The 1,585-nt window shown below is 33.1% G+C and carries 1 protein-coding gene and 1 pseudogene; both read left to right on the top strand.

What is annotated here, in order from left to right; all coding sequences use genetic code 11:
- Window positions 1-606 (top strand): annotated as a pseudogene (locus tag EKL98_RS17660) (alpha/beta hydrolase); the annotation flags it as partial.
- A 362-nt stretch (window positions 607-968) separates the two neighbouring features.
- Window positions 969-1,577 carry a M20/M25/M40 family metallo-hydrolase gene (locus EKL98_RS15645; RefSeq protein ID WP_126563117.1) on the top strand — a complete coding sequence of 203 codons (609 nt, stop codon included), beginning with the start codon at window positions 969-971 and terminating at the stop codon, window positions 1,575-1,577.
- Window positions 1,578-1,585 lie beyond the last annotated feature (8 nt).

The raw sequence follows: 1,585 nt of genomic DNA, 5'->3' as shown, positions 1-1,585 counted from the left end.
GACAGAATTTTAAAAGATGTAACTTCTAAACACAAACTTATTGATCAAAAATTTTATATTGGTGGATTTTCAATTGGTGGTAGTTGTGCGATTAAATATGCCGAAAATGCAGAAATTAAACCAATAGCAGTTTTTGCGATTGACCCCCCACTCGACTTTGAAAGATTTTATAATTCCGCAAAAAGAGATATTCGACTTTCAAATGACAACGAAGCCAACCAAGAGTATGTTTATATGGTAGACAGACTTGAAAAAGAAACTGGTGGAAGTCCAACAACAAACCTTACCGAATATTACAATATTTCTCCTTATTCATTTTCTGACACAACTCAAAGAGAAATTAAAAAACTATCCAATATCCCTTTGAGAATTTACACAGAACCTGACATATATTGGTGGTTAAAAGAACGTGGAGCAGACTTTACGAGTATGAATGCGACCGAATGTTCAGCAATGATTAATGAACTGAATAGACTTGGAAATACTAAAGCAGAATTGATAATAACACAAAATAAAGGTTATAGAAAACCTGACAATAGTAGGCATCCGCATTCCTGGAGTATTGTAAATAATGACGAATTAATTGAATGGTTATTAAAACAGTAATAATGCTAGAAGGTAACAGCTAGTAAACAATAATCAGGAATTAGGCTTAATATAAAGATTGTTTTGTAGTTGGAAAATTGTGATTAACCGAATGTGTATGCTCCCTTAATTTGCAACCTCGAAAAGCGACAAAACCTTAGCCATTATATTTTCGGAACAGCAGAGAAACAACGAATTAAAACTTAAGTAATGAGAACAAAATAGTGTCGTTTTTTTTTACCATATAAGGGCATATAAGAACATTTAAGTTTTTGATTGAATCGCTTATGTGAACTTATATGCCTTATATGGTAAGATTAAATGTGTAACTGTTTAAATACGACAATAATTGATTCTTTCTATTTAAACCGGAAGAATTTGTCATTTTTTCAGCTCATTATGATCATTTAGGAGTTGTTAAAGACGGAGAGGACAAAGTCTATAATGGAGCAAATGATGATGCTTCCGGAACTACTGCAGTAATAGCTTTAGCAAAGTATTTCAAAGAATTAAATCAAAACGAACGGACAATTATTTTTGTAGCTTTTACAGGTGAAGAAGTAGGCGGTTTTGGCTCAAAGTATTTCTCTGAAAACATTGATTCAAATAAAGTTATTGCCATGTTTAATATTGAAATGATTGGCACTGAGAGTAAATGGGGCAAAAATTCGGCTTACATAACGGGTTTCGAAAAATCAGATTTTGGGGCAATCTTGCAAAAAAACTTGAAGGGTTCTAGCTTTAATTTCAATCCTGATCCTTATCCAAGTCAACAACTTTTTTATCGCTCAGACAATGCAAGATTGGCGGCTTTAGGAGTTCCCGCTCACACAATTTCTACTTCAAAAATGGATTCAGAACCTAATTATCATAAATTGAGTGATGAGGTTTCAACGTTGGATTTAGAGAATATGACCGAAATTGTAAAATCCATCGCAATTAGTTCGCAGAGTATTGTAAACGGACAAGATACTCCATCAAGGGTGAAATAGCTAAATGT

The organism is Flavobacterium bomense (genome assembly GCF_003970355.1).
This window is presented reverse-complemented; position numbering and strand designations above follow the sequence as displayed.